Annotated in this window: 16 protein-coding genes; all 16 read right to left on the bottom strand. The window is 42.1% G+C overall.

What is annotated here, in order from left to right; genetic code table 11:
- Window positions 1–21: 21 nt before the first annotated feature.
- On the bottom strand, window positions 22–435 hold the full coding sequence (locus tag FYJ39_RS19445; RefSeq protein WP_154473997.1) for a hypothetical protein: 414 nt from the start codon (window positions 433–435) through the stop codon (window positions 22–24).
- Window positions 436–669: 234 nt separating this feature from the next.
- The gene (locus tag FYJ39_RS19440; RefSeq protein ID WP_154473996.1) at window positions 670–3,345 is read right to left on the bottom strand and encodes a hypothetical protein; all 2,676 of its coding nucleotides are present in this window, start codon (window positions 3,343–3,345) and stop codon (window positions 670–672) included.
- A gap of 44 nt (window positions 3,346–3,389) precedes the next feature.
- The gene (locus tag FYJ39_RS19435) at window positions 3,390–5,390 is read right to left on the bottom strand and encodes a hypothetical protein (RefSeq protein ID WP_154473995.1); all 2,001 of its coding nucleotides are present in this window, start codon (window positions 5,388–5,390) and stop codon (window positions 3,390–3,392) included.
- A gap of 497 nt (window positions 5,391–5,887) precedes the next feature.
- Window positions 5,888–6,103 (bottom strand): hypothetical protein, encoded by a 216-nt coding sequence (locus FYJ39_RS21095; protein ID WP_235919899.1) that lies wholly within the window; start codon window positions 6,101–6,103, stop codon window positions 5,888–5,890.
- Between the two features lie 552 nt (window positions 6,104–6,655).
- Complete coding sequence (locus FYJ39_RS19425) at window positions 6,656–6,817, bottom strand: hypothetical protein (RefSeq protein WP_154473994.1); 162 nt, start codon at window positions 6,815–6,817, stop codon at window positions 6,656–6,658.
- Between the two features lie 268 nt (window positions 6,818–7,085).
- Window positions 7,086–7,418: a hypothetical protein gene (locus FYJ39_RS19420; RefSeq protein ID WP_154473993.1), complete on the bottom strand. Its 333-nt coding sequence runs from the start codon at window positions 7,416–7,418 to the stop codon at window positions 7,086–7,088.
- The gene (locus FYJ39_RS19415; RefSeq protein WP_154473992.1) at window positions 7,415–7,600 is read right to left on the bottom strand and encodes a hypothetical protein; all 186 of its coding nucleotides are present in this window, start codon (window positions 7,598–7,600) and stop codon (window positions 7,415–7,417) included. Before FYJ39_RS19415 ends, FYJ39_RS19420 begins: the two co-directional genes overlap by 4 nt.
- The gene (locus FYJ39_RS19410) at window positions 7,597–8,166 is read right to left on the bottom strand and encodes a hypothetical protein (protein ID WP_154473991.1); all 570 of its coding nucleotides are present in this window, start codon (window positions 8,164–8,166) and stop codon (window positions 7,597–7,599) included. The genes FYJ39_RS19415 and FYJ39_RS19410 overlap by 4 nt, the downstream gene beginning before the upstream one ends.
- Before the next feature lie 62 nt (window positions 8,167–8,228).
- On the bottom strand, window positions 8,229–9,344 hold the full coding sequence (locus FYJ39_RS19405; protein WP_154473990.1) for a hypothetical protein: 1,116 nt from the start codon (window positions 9,342–9,344) through the stop codon (window positions 8,229–8,231).
- A gap of 67 nt (window positions 9,345–9,411) precedes the next feature.
- Window positions 9,412–9,582: a hypothetical protein gene (locus FYJ39_RS19400; protein WP_154473989.1), complete on the bottom strand. Its 171-nt coding sequence runs from the start codon at window positions 9,580–9,582 to the stop codon at window positions 9,412–9,414.
- Between the two features lie 472 nt (window positions 9,583–10,054).
- On the bottom strand, window positions 10,055–10,489 hold the full coding sequence (locus FYJ39_RS19395; RefSeq protein ID WP_154473988.1) for a hypothetical protein: 435 nt from the start codon (window positions 10,487–10,489) through the stop codon (window positions 10,055–10,057).
- A 95-nt stretch (window positions 10,490–10,584) separates the two neighbouring features.
- Window positions 10,585–11,049 carry a hypothetical protein gene (locus tag FYJ39_RS19390; protein ID WP_154473987.1) on the bottom strand — a complete coding sequence of 155 codons (465 nt, stop codon included), beginning with the start codon at window positions 11,047–11,049 and terminating at the stop codon, window positions 10,585–10,587.
- Between the two features lie 11 nt (window positions 11,050–11,060).
- Window positions 11,061–11,456, bottom strand: coding sequence for a hypothetical protein (locus FYJ39_RS19385; RefSeq protein WP_154473986.1), 396 nt, complete (start codon window positions 11,454–11,456; stop codon window positions 11,061–11,063).
- A 28-nt stretch (window positions 11,457–11,484) separates the two neighbouring features.
- The gene (locus tag FYJ39_RS20625; protein WP_195840485.1) at window positions 11,485–11,661 is read right to left on the bottom strand and encodes a hypothetical protein; all 177 of its coding nucleotides are present in this window, start codon (window positions 11,659–11,661) and stop codon (window positions 11,485–11,487) included.
- Between the two features lie 19 nt (window positions 11,662–11,680).
- On the bottom strand, window positions 11,681–12,373 hold the full coding sequence (locus FYJ39_RS19380; protein WP_154473985.1) for a hypothetical protein: 693 nt from the start codon (window positions 12,371–12,373) through the stop codon (window positions 11,681–11,683).
- A 119-nt stretch (window positions 12,374–12,492) separates the two neighbouring features.
- Window positions 12,493–12,819 carry a hypothetical protein gene (locus FYJ39_RS19375; RefSeq protein WP_154473984.1) on the bottom strand — a complete coding sequence of 109 codons (327 nt, stop codon included), beginning with the start codon at window positions 12,817–12,819 and terminating at the stop codon, window positions 12,493–12,495.
- Between the last annotated feature and the right edge of the window lie 161 nt (window positions 12,820–12,980).

Here is a 12,980-nt window from a genome sequence, read left to right as displayed (position 1 = left end):
GTTTTTCATGAGTATATGGTATCACATTTGTAGATGATAGTCAAATTTATATCTACAATTAAAGAGGGCGCGGGCTATCATCCTCACGGTTGAAACCGTGGGTTTTCCCGCCCGCAATGGGTTATAAGATGCATAGTCATATCCCATACTTCTTACCGGCATCACATAGTTGACTGCAGTCTGATTTTCCAGACCATAAAGCGCATATGCTATGTGATTTCTTACATCCATTTTGATCACATCCCGACCCTTCTGTCCCCAGTTTCCCTCGGCTGCCTTAAACATACTTGCCGTTGGACCGTCTGCCAGATTTTCCGACCGTACCACTTCTTCTCCATGATACACCAAAACATTGATGATATCAGCAAAGACATCGCCGTAATCCTCCAGGATTTTTTCAACCTTATCCGGGCTGCTTTGCTTTTGTGTTCCCATAATGTCCTACACCTCCTTTCCTGGGATTGGAGGTGCCCTGGGGCTCCTCCGCTGTTGTCGCAGAGGTTTTCACCTCAGGTAAAATCAAAATATTCGATTCTTTGATTGATGACTCGAATACCTCTGATTTTACAGGATAAGTATGGGTATGGATGGTGACAGACAAAGAAAGGGTTTTCCGCAACGAACAACCAAAAAAAGAGCACCCCGACTTGGGATGCTCTCTGTGCTCTGTTATTCTTTGATATAACAATGGCTATATTCGTAATGATCGTCGTTTCCGTTTTGATGCATACCGTTAAAGGAATCCAGATACTGGTATCCGGATTTGGAACGGGTAATGTAGATTCCGGTCCGTTCTTTTTCCAGATCTTTGCAGCTGGTATATTTATTGGACACCACCAGTTTCACATGCATGGATTTCGCTTTTTCGTAAGCGAACTGGATCATGTCCTGTTCCAGTTTTTCCCGCATCTCATCCTGGCAGCCGGTGTACATATGCTCCAAAAACAGCACCGGATATTCCGTTTCCATTTCTGTTGTTGCCGCCTCTGCTTCCACATCCACAAAAGACAATGTTTGTCTCACATGTTCTGACGCATTGGTTGCCTTGGTCAACCGCATGACTGCCCTGGCAATCACAGATCCGTTCTCTGCTTTCAGATACACAATCTTTTTGTTTGCGTCAAAATAAGAAAGCAAACAGTGTGCATAGCGTCCGTTGATATAAGACATGCAGGTATGGTACGGCTGCTCTCCCAATGTCATGATTCCGGCAAACGAAGAATCTTCGCAGATTCGCCTGTTTTTCAACTGTGTCTGCTGATCTGTTTCCCATTCCTGGATTACTTCCGGCGCCAGTTTTGCGCCGATTTCCCGATCCAGGTCTCCGTCATGGAATTTTAATGCGTTTAATTTTCCGCAAAGAGCGGCCTTTAAAATCAGGCGGTATTTTTCTTTGAGATCCCTGTATTCTGTGAACTTATAGTTATGCAGGTAAGTTCTGACGATTTCCGTATTCTGAATGAAAAATGTTTCAGTCTCTTTTCGGTATTTTTCATAAAATTCCGGCTCCAGATCCAAGAACTCCCTGATTTCCATAATATACGGATCGTGATCGCAGAAATGCTGTTTCAACTCATCCAGACGGTTATGGCATTCCGAAATCCGATCTTTGTTTCTTAAAATGAACAGAAGGTCCGTATCGTTTTCTGCATCCCTGCATATTTCCCATATATCCGGATTTACAAGAATCCGGATCATCAGGTTTCCGGATGCCTGAAACTGGAGAAGCTTTCCGCTCCATGTATAGAGATCATACTTTTGAAGTTGAGTCGCAAGCAGTGTGCCGCATTCCAGAATCTCTTTTTGTTCCTGCACTGTCGCGGCATTTAATAACTGGATCATGCGCCTGCAAGCCTCTTCCATTCTGCATTCGTCTAACAGGATTCGGAAGATATTGATAAATGCCTTGTATATATTCGAAAGTTCCAGATTTTCGTTTAACAAGTTCTTGATCTTTTTTAAGGCCTTGACTGTATCAAATGTAACCACTTCTTCCTTCATCCAGTCCGGTATCCGAATCTGAGATAACATATCTTCTTTTACCAGTTCCTTCAGCTGCTTTTTGCTGAACAGATTGGTATTGATCGGCATATCCTTATGATCCGCTAGATATTCCAGCGTATGGTACATATTTTCATCTTCCGCTAATGCCTTGAGGAATACATTTTCATTACGCAGCATAGCATTGATCAGGATTTGATCCAGTCTATAACATTGTCCGTTCCATCCACCTTCCGGATTAAAATACCATTCGTTCCAGTCATTTTCCGGATCAAATTCCTGTTTCCACCAGCCGGTTTTCTGCAATTCCAGTACATCCTCTCTTCCTAAAAACCAAGCAACAGCCATCGTGTTGTTTGGTGTGTCATGAAGGAGCTGGCTGCATACGGCAGCATCTGTTTTCATTTTCCGTCTCATGACCCGAAGGAGTTTTGGCTTGTAACCGCAGTATGACATCAATAAGGCCATGCGTACAAACGCTTCTTTCTGATTTCTTAACGGTTCCAGAATGGACAGACATAGAGAAGCGTCTGTCATCTGTCTTAGAGTTCCACTGATTTGATCATACAGTGTTCCTCGCTCCAAAGAAGATAAGTGTCCGTCCATGAAGCGGGAAAGTCCGGAAAGGTAGTTTGCGGCTTCCTTGTTTTTCAGGCTTTCACGAACCAGATTGTCAAATTTTGTGGTATACCTGGAAAGAATCCAGCTGGTTTTTGCCTGTGCTCCAATCAACTGAAGTTCATCTTTTGCCATCTTTGACAGAAAGCGGGAGACGTCATACCAATCAAGACTTTGCATTGCATGAAAGATGTATTCCGGACGGCTGAAATATGGAAGCATCCGAAACAATCCATGGATTCGGATTATCTGATGTCCGTACCGTTTCGCATATTTTTTTATCCCGGAAATCAGACACTCCCTGTCAAGGTTTAGAAATAGGCTTTCTGCATCGGAAGACTCGGCACCTGCATAGGCAGATAAATATGTGGTCAACTCTTCTGTTCCGTTTAATGACCATAAATATGGAAGATGCTGTTTTAAATCCTGTATCAGCTTCTTTTGCGTCTGATCCCAGTTTATGTGATCATTGATATCATGTAAGTGTACCTTGCAGTTCTGTAGTGCCTGAAACAGAGCTGTAAGGTCCGGTATCCGCTGCAGCCATTTTGCTGTTTCCATTTCATGTCCCGGCAGCACTTCTTCTACAAACTCCCCGGTCTGCTTTTCCCATTTTTCCAATAACATCTTGCGTTGATCATATCTTTCGATTGTGATTTCCGGATATTTTAAGAGTCTTGCCAGCCGGATGCGGCCAGTCATTGTCTGTGTGGTAATGTTTAACATCGTTTTTCTCCTTTTTCTTCATATGCAAGACTTCGATTTACCTGTTACGCCATATCTTCCTGACGATTGCAAAAATTTTGAATCGTCTGCAGCAGGACAGAGTGACATTTTGTTTCGGAAGTAATGTAAGCTAATTTATAAATCAACGAGGAAATATTTGTTCCATCCCATTGTTCCACTTCGTTTCTGATTGCGATCTTTGTGAGCATTTCATTTAAACAGTTATCTGACAAGTAACCGATTTTCCAATAATTACCGTTAAAAATCAACTCTTTCATCGCAATCTTTACATCTCTTTGAAATTTGAACAATTCTTCTTTTTCTTTTTTTTCTTCCTGTCTTTTTAGCTCCTCTTTTAGATAAATATCACGTTCATCCTGCGACATCAAATAGTTTGCCAGCTTTTTGATCAAAGCCGGATGTTCATGGCACAGTTCTTTTGCAATCTCAGTCAGCGTCTCTTTATTTAGGAACCGCATGGCAAGCTCTTCATGAACTGCCAGCAAATGATACAGAAAATCCGGATAATAATCTCTCCGATCTTTCCATACCGCTTCCTGAACCATATAGAAATACTGTTGTTTCTCGTCATCAGACAGGTACGGGTTTGCTCCCACCGTATTTAAAAGCGAACACGACTTGCCGCTTGTTTCACGAGCGTTCCATCCTAATAACAGTGCGGTGTTGATTTCACCAATCCCCTGCCACAGTTTCAGCTGATATAGATACTGATAAGGTGGTTCCAATTCATCATACCAAATCCGGACATCTTTGATGGATGTTAACATCGTTTCCAATTCTGCCTGCAAGAACACCGTCAGTGCGCTGTCGGCTTGATTGCAAATCAAAAACTCCGGAAGTGTTGCATCGCTGTTCGGACTCTTCAGTTCCTCAAACAGGTCTTTTGCAAGTTCATGCAGGATTTCAATCTGCTTTTGCTGTTCCTCTGAATATCTGGCGTGCGGATCATGTAACAGAAACGTTTTGGCCCTGTACTCCAACAGGTCAATTTTATCTTTGTTCTGAATCATTTCCCACTTTCCTCGGTTTCCCGGAAGAAGTGGGTCAAACCGCAAGTATCCACGGTATTCGAAATTCACAACCGTTTTTACTGATTCGTAAAAATCCCGATATGCTTCATCTGACTGGAATATAGTATGAAATTCTTCCTTCATACTTGGTTCTACTGGCAGTTCGCTTCGAAAATAAGCTTCACATTTTTTGTAATTAGCTACATTACGGCTGAATGAACTGCTGAGTATTGTTTTGATCATGGATAGTTTGAACGCATCAAGTTCTTCCGCCTCTGTAATCTCGCTTAAACACCGTAGGAAGCGGACTTTGATATTATCTCTTTTTATATCCTCCGCATACTCATAAAAGTAAAGATTGAATGCCGCAATTTCCATCTCTGTATAATGCGCCTGCAAAAACTGATATTGGGTGGATTTTGCGGACGCGAAGATATTTTTCTGGATTAGATCGGACAGCGTCTTTTCCGGTAATGTGCATTTACGCCCGGATTGGGCAGTGATATCCGTAATCCGATCCCGGAAGAAATGCAGATATTCCAGGTACTGATACAGTTTCTCTTTCTGCTCCGTAACCGAAGCAAGCGCAGTTCCTCTTCCTCGAACCATCTCCGGTTCAACCAGCCAGAGTTTTAGTTCCTGTTTTTCCGTACAAGCCGGCAGCGGATCCTGTTTTTGTTTTTTCTGCCTGCTTTCCAGCCGTTCTAAGTCGATTACTGGTATGGGCAGCTTGGAATCGTATTCCATCAGCTTTGTTACCCCTGCCTGTAATACAGGGGATAAATACTCTTTTCTTGTAAACCACTGAATGAGACGCTGCCGGTAGTCCTGGTTGAAATTGGAGCCGTTATCGCTCCACTTGCGACAATACATTAAAATCGTCAAAAGGATATCTTCCAGCGTATCCGTGTCTTTCACCTCATCCAGATGCTGCGTCAGGTATTCGCCTGCATTTGCCTTGTCGTTGTAATAAAAAGACAATTTTTCTAACAAGTCTTTGACTATGTTTTCCATTCTTTTCTCCTTTTCCTTAGCACTCTCGATGCCTTTTTTATGTTTCAGAAGAATTATGGGAAGAGATATATTTGCACAGTCCGCTGTTTGGATGCAGCGATGTTGTGCAACAGCTGACACAGATGGCGCAAAATGGAACCTGATTACTCTGCATACTGTCATTGCTTCCAGTGTCCGCTTTCCGCGGCAAAAAATAAAAAGTGTATTTGCAACCAGGATTTTCCGGCACAAAAAAGAGGCCTGCCATTTCTGGAAGCTTCTCCACTTACTTTTGTTTTTTTCTTTGTATTTCTTCTCCACTGTTTTGCTGTTTTCAGGATGGGCGGCAATTCCGCCTACGACACCCATGCGGTTGGTACATAAGTAATTCCGTATTGGGTATATCCTGCAAACGCCTGATAATCCTGAACCGGGAACAGCCCGCTTTTTAAATCTATGTGTGCATAGGTCGGATCCAGGTAGATCCATTTGTTTGTCTCATGGCCCCATGCCCTGAGTCACACATGGGCAATATCGTTTTCACACTCCGTACGCCCAACCATGTATTCTGACTGGATTTCCAGTCCGCTAAGTACTTCGTGCAACAGTTTGGCATAATCTCCAAGTTCTTCTACCGTAACTCCATCAACGCCACTTGTGCCTTTATTGGCAACTACCTTTTTATAGGCTCTGTTCAGGTTTTCTTTTGATTTAATCACTTCAATTAATTCCATTGGTTGTCACTCCTCTGATTATCCTAAAATTCATACATAACACCCATCTGGGTATAGACAGTATTCCTTGGTTACGTTCCTGCTTTTCCTGTCCACCCGATTCCTGGCTCATGCATTATTTTAATCATAACGATTCATACTATAAATCGTTTCAGTCCTTCGGCTTTCACCTACTATGACATCATCTGACTCCCTCCCCAAACCTTTTTCGACCACATCTCCCGATATGTGGGTAGGGTCTCCCGAGGTAAGACTCTAATCTTTCGTTCACAACCTCTTGATTTACAACTTCGGTTTACGTTTACCTTTCGAGCTTCGGTTTGTAGTGCAACCTTACCCACCTAATCGCCTTATCAAGTTTCTGTACGTAGGCTCAAGAACTTTGCTACACCACTTCCTTCATCCATACCATTACTGATGCCGACTTGTGGTTCACTACACTTGGCGGTAAATACCTGTGACTGGACTTTCACCAGTAAGATTAGAGCCATGCTCGGCACACACCAAAAAAGAAGCCTGTTTCCAGGCTCCTTTTGGAGAATTTGTCTGATCTTATTCTTTTTCTTCCCAGTCTTCGCAGTAGTCACCGTAAAGCGTTGGAATACCGTAATTGTCGTTGTCTTCGTTCCCGCAACAGTATTCCGCATGCCCCTTGTGTCCTGGCTTCACACGGTCTCTCCGGTTAAACCGGCATGTTCCGCAACATTCTCTCATTTTTTCTCCTCGTATAATAAGTTTGTAAGCAAGAAAAACAGCTTACAGACTAATTCTTTTTTATGGTATAGAGGTAAGGACATCTAAGAGGTACTCCCCTCATCTTACTCCCGTCTATACAGTCAATAGTTACATTTTCATAAGGTCAATCCTGTGGTATGATATCAGCAGAGTCTGATGTCTGAAGGCACTGCTTTTTTTCCTTTCAGCCGGTTTTATCCGAGACTGCTCCGAAAGCATGCAGCCTGGCTCATATGACATATTCCGCTTACACAGAAGTTGCATCCCCAGTCGTTAGCACCAGCAAAAAATGCTGACTGGGTGAATGCTCATTACGCGAGGCTGCGGTCATCATATGATATCCGGGATAAACCTTCTGCTTTATCTCTTGACATATCACCAGAATGCTTTCCATAAAAAACGGATGTTCAGACTCAAAAACTTCCATTTCCTTTATCCGCAAGATGATTACCCTCATTCGAGGGAACGAATTTCGCAAAGGATCGAATTTCCGATTACGTAAAGTTTTTTTCATCACGATCTTTTGCACGCGTTTTACAAAGTCATCCAGACTTTCAACCTCTTCTTTCCAAACGGTCATGCTTTCGTTATCATTCCTGCGATAGCCCCTTGTTCAAATTCTGCGCCGTAATAGTAAAAATACAGGCTGTATTTGTGGTGATGTTTACTAAATAACCATGGAACCAGTGAGGCAACTGTCACATACTGACTGCCTATTTTGATCTGGAATTCCAGGTGAGTATTCTTTTTAATGATTCTCATCTTTTCTCCTTTATGAGTTTTAATTCCGGCAATAAGTTTACGATCATGGTAGAAAACAAGGTCTGTGTCATGATCTCCCGTACTTCGTCCGTTTCCTTTATGTCCATCTGCTGCAGGAAATTCTTCCAGTTGTCTTGGTGGCGTACTCGTTTTAAAGCGTATGTATCCGGTACAATGATTTCTTTTCCGTTTAAATCCTTTATGCGATACAGAAAAATATTGCATAACTCGTAGTCTTGCCGCCACACTTTCTCAGGTCTTTTCGTGATCCACATCTCTCCCGTGTACCAGGCATCCGGAACAGCCTCCAGTAAATCTTCGGTTTGTATCACGGCATCTGACTGAAGGTGGTAGGCGTGGATCACAACCGGCATCCCGATTTCCAGCATCGCCTCGATCGTTTTGCCTGCCGATGGCACCGCAGACAGCGCCTGCGGTATGTATTTTGCCACGCAGATGCGGGGCGTGACGGCATCTTCTGTTTTCAGACGGCTTTTGGGGACACGCGGGACGAACTCTTCCACTAGGTCAAATGACAGGTGGACATAACTGTTTGATTTTCTCATTGGTTCCTCCAATACCGTTTCTCGTTGCTTCTGCCAGGGATGTCCCTGGCAGCGTATGAAGTCTAATATCCAAGATATACTTCCTCTATATGCGTTGCAACAGTTCCATTTTCATTCAGAATCCTTGCGTCCTCAAACTGGTACATCCCATCTTCTGTTTCTTTTTCTTTGTCATCCAGGATTTCCCGGATGAATGCCTTAAAAGCCTGCAGGATCCCTTCGCTTTCCCATTGGGCATATACCTCCGAATTTATGAGGAAGATTGCTGCAGATGCCTCTGCATCCACCAGGATGAAGTCGAAGGTATTTCCATTTGCCATTTTAAGAAGCGACTGAATCCCATTGGTCGTGATTCCATCCTCGACAGGGAACTGCAGCCCGCAGACACGGAATACATCCTTTTGCTTTTTGGGGGCTTCACTGCCTTCGCTGTAGCCAGATAACTCGCAGATCAACTGCTTCGCCTCATCCCATGTCATGTCAGGACTAATAAAGCACTCTCCGTTTTGAGAAGTCAACTCAAAATCACATTCTGCGAGAATTCCTTTCCAGTCATCTCCGTATTCTTCTTTAAGTGCTTTGAGGGATTCGTAACCATAGCAGTCCAATACATCTTCTGTATCGATATCAGAAAGATAAACTACAGCATGACTTACTCGAAAGTCACGCTCTCCTCTTTCATATGATGATACAACAGAGTCGATTTGATACAATTCAAAAACATCTTCTTTTCGCTCTTTTCGGATCTGAAAACTATCATCATCCGTCAATTTCCATTTATTATTATTATTTTCTTTTTGTTTATCAAAATACGGTTCTCTATAAGTGGTTATGGGTTTGCAACAATCTTTTTTACCATTCTTATAATATTCTCTCCATCTTTTTCCATCTTCGCCTTCGCAATCAAGGACAAAAATTACATTAGGGAATTTTTTAGAAAAATCCCACACATCATCGCTGATGTCATCATCATTATCATAACCATTGCCTGTGTAGTAATACCTAGCATGGTTATTCCTACCTTCAAAATACATGAATTCTCTGTAATCATGTTCGATACTATCTTCAAAAATTGCGAATTTGTTGTGCTGCATCATGATATGCATCTCACATATCATGTCTTCGGTAAATGCTTTCTCATCTTTTCTTGATAAATAAAATGATAACCGATTACTCATAATACCTTTGCAGGAAAACCGTGACTTTAGTCATCGGGAGGAATGCAGCGTCAGCCGCACCCTCTTTTTAAGCCATCGAGCCTCCCGCTTCTCCTTTCCCGGCGGTAATCCAGCCGCCGCTGTATTTGATAATTGTTACTTTTTTAATCGACACCGACTTCTGATTCTCCAGAATCACACGGCTCCAGCTTGTGATAGTTGTTTTTACACTACACGCGTTATTTGCGAAGTATCTCATAATACATCTTTACATTAGCTTCAGCGCACGCTCTCTCGCTGCTATACGCATTACGAGCGGCTTCCGGTAACACAGAGATTATCTCTTGAACCGTAAAGTTTAGCCCATTGTATGACACGATGTCTACTGCCTGTGCACGTATTAGACACTCCTCCTTTAGGTAGTGTAATAACGAATCACCACCTGTTTCGTGATAATCCAGAAGACATTCTGAGAAAACACGGACCGATGTGTCTGGGATTTTCAATATGCCCACACCTGATGATATGAGTAGGACATTTTGTTATAGTATGTTCTTCCATGGTTTTATCCTCCTTTTTCTCTGTTCCTTTTATGTTTCGGTTTAATTATGGAATGAGAAGTGATGGAATGATTTTCCTATGTTTGGGCAAAAAAAAGAGCCGCTCTTGCAGCAGCTCTTTGGAGAAGATGTGGAATGTTCTGTCACATGATATTTGTCTGCGCCTGACAGTTAGTAATCGCTGTCATCGCTTATGGATCGCCAGCAGATGGTCAGCTCATCGTCGGTAACCTTATTGATGTACTTTCTCAGAATCTCATTATACTCGTTTTCAGACATATTTCTTGTTTTTTCGTTGAAATTCCAAGGTACGTCTGCGCTTAATCCGAGATACTGAATGCCATTTGGATCGTCACAGGAAATATCGATTTTTTCATCAAAAGAAATAACTTCTTGCAAAAATGCAGACAAACCATAATATCCATTCGATTCAAAATCCTCTATCCATCGACTGAAAGTATAATCCTCATCACCGCTTGTATCCTCTAAAAAAATTTCATAATAATCATCAGCACCCAACCCTGCATCTGCCAACTCTTTTAAAAACTGAACCGCTTTTTCGTTATTCACTTTCATTTTAGAAACACATACACCATACAGTAACATTTTGATATTCCTTCTTTCTTCTTTTGATTTTGCAATTGTGAAGCCATAACGTATCTTTTTTTCGTCATACAGAACCTACATGATTTAATACTCCTTTAATGCATGAGAATGACACTACCGATATAATATGAAATATTTGTTTCGGCCTCACGGATAAACTGATCGAAGGAAAGAAATTTGTTATTTTCATAGTCGCCCAGATAAACCGCATTATCATACGATTCCTCCAGAAGTTCCTGTAACTTTGAAATTCCATCGCAGCTGAATGTTTCCAGTGTCATTTGCTCTACCATTTGTTTCATGGCGTGAAAGCGGTCGTGGAAATATCGCTGTTTCACCTGTTCAGAAATCTGGAACTGTTTTCTTCCTTCTTCGTCTACGCTTATCTTGGCGCCCAGTTGCTCTAAAAACTCCAACAAATCTTTCTGTGGTTCCTCCGGATTAAGATCTTCACTCCACTCGAATTCGTTTGTTGCATATCGCAGTGTTGCTTCATCTGCATCCATGCAGAATAAGCATTCCGGGTTCTTTGCGATTTCGTACAAATATCCTCTTGCCATCTGTGTTCTCCTTATTTTACTTTTTCCAGTGTTTTGTTGATTGTGAAAATGTCCCAATCACACTGCGTATTTCCACCGTCCGCATTACACCATGCCGATGTTTCTCCTAACAATGCATCTCCTGCTTCTAAACATGCTTCTATGCCATCTGTAGCGAAAAAGCGAGTCTTCATTTCTTTTTTCGCTTCTTCTATCGTTTGAAATGATTCAACCGAAATATCTCGGTTCACAACAGATACCAAAATGAATACTTGCACTCTGGTACAGAGTGATACAATGACTGCTGAACCTTTTCCTTTCTGTCGGTTGGTATTTTCTGCAGTGCATGGGTTTTTCAATGAAATATCATGTGGTCCGCCATCACTGACATTCCCAATGCAATCGTGTGTTTCATATCTTTTAGACATCTTCTTTCACTCCTCCAAATGCTTTGTTTTATTGATTCAGCAGGTCGCCTTCCACTTCAAAGTATATGTACCGACTACTCTGTTTGACTGGTTTATGAATATCCACATACTTTTTCAGCAATCTTGCATACATCTGCAATTCCTTTACTTTGACCTTGAATCTTGTCCATATTTTCCCATCACGGGTGAATATACTTGTTTCCATTGCTTTCCTCCATCCGTTCTTATTTTGCTGCATGTATTGCCTGCAACCACGCCCATGCAGGAATATCCGGGTACAATTTTTTCAGCGTTTCGGCGTTTATCTTATTAGCAATACAAATTACTTCATTGCCATGCCTGATCCATGCGTTTGATCCAACCATTTTGCAGGTATTTACAAGCTGTACCGTTAAATCGCCTACGTTTGTTTTCCGGTAGTTTCGGTTCAGTATGTGCTCTGCCAGGTTATGCACTGTATAGCGCCCCAAGGTCTGATAGCCTTGCTTTTCTGTGACCACATAATACCCGAAATCAGCTGGCATACTGAGCTTCAAGGCATCTTTGACCAGAGAAACAGCGGTGCGTTCGCTATACATAGGGCCCTCTGCCGCGGCGTTGAAATCATATCCAAACACACCATAGCTTTCGGTGTGATGATACATTTCGTTCCACTCCGGCGTTTCCTTTGTGCAATGGTATTCCATCCAGGTTGCACCGCAAACCTTGTGTCGAAACGCGATTCTGGAAAAGCAATAACGGGTTCCCAAGTAGGTAAATGTTGTCCCTGGGATCGGTTTGCAAGAACTTTTACGATGCAATTTCATCTGAGGGAAATCGCATCTGGCATCAAAATCCATTGGTGCGGCATAAGTAACCGTTTCGGAACAAATTTCTTCCGGACAGGCATACAACCAGTTGTCGTCATACCCATACATTGTTTTAATTTCTTTTGCGTACTTTTCCGGATCCTTAAAGGAAAGCAGCCATTGCTTAAATCGGTCTTCATTTTCTCTAACCGAGGAAAGCCAGAATTCCTGTGCATGATTTAACTCTGTTAAAACAGCCAGTTTCTTCTTTGCTTTTTCCCACTCTGCCTTGACAACGGTTTCAAATTTGGGCAGCGGATTCGTATCAGCATTGGAATACCTGCAATATTCTTTCCCGTCTTTCGTGCAGCAAAGAAATACGATTTCCTTCGATACTGGGAAAACAGTTCGCAATATCCTAATGCGTCGCTAACGTAATACCAGGTTCCCTGATCCTGATAAGTGTAGCGGCCATAATATTCCGCTTCCCCCATTTTCGGATTGATATTTTTCCAGAGTTCCACATAAGAATCGTTTTCTGAAATGCATAAGGAAACTTTTACTTCTTTTTTCATCGATTTCTCCTCTCTACGTCTATGTTTTTCAAGGCAATTATGGTATGGGAATGATTGATATGATTGCAAGAAATTTTTTAATATACTGCATAGCGTTCTCACGCTCAACTTCTAAGATATGCGGATATGAAAATTCATTCTTTTTTAGCTGTAATAATAAA

Source organism: Clostridium porci, from assembly GCF_009696375.1.
Lineage (GTDB): Bacteria > Bacillota > Clostridia > Lachnospirales > Lachnospiraceae > Enterocloster > Enterocloster porci.
This window is presented reverse-complemented; position numbering and strand designations above follow the sequence as displayed.

What these genes read in the sequence shown, in the direction of transcription:
- FYJ39_RS19445 (WP_154473997.1), bottom strand. Translation starts at nt 435, where the DNA reads ATGGGAACACAAAAGCAAAGCAGCCCGGATAAGGTTGAAAAAATCCTG.
- FYJ39_RS19440 (WP_154473996.1), bottom strand. Translation starts at nt 3,345, where the DNA reads ATGTTAAACATTACCACACAGACAATGACTGGCCGCATCCGGCTGGCA.
- FYJ39_RS19435 (WP_154473995.1), bottom strand. Translation starts at nt 5,390, where the DNA reads ATGGAAAACATAGTCAAAGACTTGTTAGAAAAATTGTCTTTTTATTAC.
- FYJ39_RS21095 (WP_235919899.1), bottom strand. Translation starts at nt 6,103, where the DNA reads ATGGAATTAATTGAAGTGATTAAATCAAAAGAAAACCTGAACAGAGCC.
- FYJ39_RS19425 (WP_154473994.1), bottom strand. Translation starts at nt 6,817, where the DNA reads ATGAGAGAATGTTGCGGAACATGCCGGTTTAACCGGAGAGACCGTGTG.
- FYJ39_RS19420 (WP_154473993.1), bottom strand. Translation starts at nt 7,418, where the DNA reads ATGACCGTTTGGAAAGAAGAGGTTGAAAGTCTGGATGACTTTGTAAAA.
- FYJ39_RS19415 (WP_154473992.1), bottom strand. Translation starts at nt 7,600, where the DNA reads ATGAGAATCATTAAAAAGAATACTCACCTGGAATTCCAGATCAAAATA.
- FYJ39_RS19410 (WP_154473991.1), bottom strand. Translation starts at nt 8,166, where the DNA reads ATGAGAAAATCAAACAGTTATGTCCACCTGTCATTTGACCTAGTGGAA.
- FYJ39_RS19405 (WP_154473990.1), bottom strand. Translation starts at nt 9,344, where the DNA reads ATGAGTAATCGGTTATCATTTTATTTATCAAGAAAAGATGAGAAAGCA.
- FYJ39_RS19400 (WP_154473989.1), bottom strand. Translation starts at nt 9,582, where the DNA reads ATGAGATACTTCGCAAATAACGCGTGTAGTGTAAAAACAACTATCACA.
- FYJ39_RS19395 (WP_154473988.1), bottom strand. Translation starts at nt 10,489, where the DNA reads ATGTTACTGTATGGTGTATGTGTTTCTAAAATGAAAGTGAATAACGAA.
- FYJ39_RS19390 (WP_154473987.1), bottom strand. Translation starts at nt 11,049, where the DNA reads ATGGCAAGAGGATATTTGTACGAAATCGCAAAGAACCCGGAATGCTTA.
- FYJ39_RS19385 (WP_154473986.1), bottom strand. Translation starts at nt 11,456, where the DNA reads ATGTCTAAAAGATATGAAACACACGATTGCATTGGGAATGTCAGTGAT.
- FYJ39_RS20625 (WP_195840485.1), bottom strand. Translation starts at nt 11,661, where the DNA reads ATGGAAACAAGTATATTCACCCGTGATGGGAAAATATGGACAAGATTC.
- FYJ39_RS19380 (WP_154473985.1), bottom strand. Translation starts at nt 12,373, where the DNA reads ATGTATGGGTATGACGACAACTGGTTGTATGCCTGTCCGGAAGAAATT.
- FYJ39_RS19375 (WP_154473984.1), bottom strand. Translation starts at nt 12,819, where the DNA reads ATGAAAAAAGAAGTAAAAGTTTCCTTATGCATTTCAGAAAACGATTCT.